Genomic DNA, 438 nt, shown 5'->3' with positions numbered 1-438 from the left:
ACCTGAAATTCGCCGCCGATGCCGAACAGGCGATCCGGCACTATTCCTGGCCGGGTAACGTGCGTGAGCTGGAAAACGCTGTCGAGCGCGCGGTGATTCTCAGCGAAAGCCCGGAGATCTCGGCCGACCTGCTGGGCATCGACATCGAGCTGAGCGATCTGGAAGACGACGAGTTCATCGGTCTGCCGCCGCAAACCGGCGGTAACGCCAGCAACAGCAGCCATGAGCCGACCGAGGATCTGTCGCTGGAGGATTACTTCCAGCACTTCGTCCTCGAGCATCAGGACCACATGACCGAGACCGAACTGGCACGCAAACTGGGCGTCAGCCGCAAATGCCTGTGGGAACGCCGCCAGCGTCTGGGCATTCCACGGCGCAAGACCGGGGTCGCCAGCGAAAGCTGAGCGTTACCCACCGCGTGCGCGGGTAACGCATGAC

1 pseudogene is annotated in these 438 nt (G+C 62.8%); it reads left to right on the top strand.

What is annotated here, in order from left to right:
- Nucleotides 1-404: pseudogene (locus J5M56_RS25630) on the top strand (sigma-54-dependent Fis family transcriptional regulator); the annotation flags it as partial.
- Nucleotides 405-438 lie beyond the last annotated feature (34 nt).

It is taken from the genome of Pseudomonas sp. 51_B (assembly GCF_017491595.1).
Classification (GTDB): Bacteria; Pseudomonadota; Gammaproteobacteria; order Pseudomonadales; family Pseudomonadaceae; genus Aquipseudomonas; species Aquipseudomonas promysalinigenes.
This window is presented reverse-complemented; position numbering and strand designations above follow the sequence as displayed.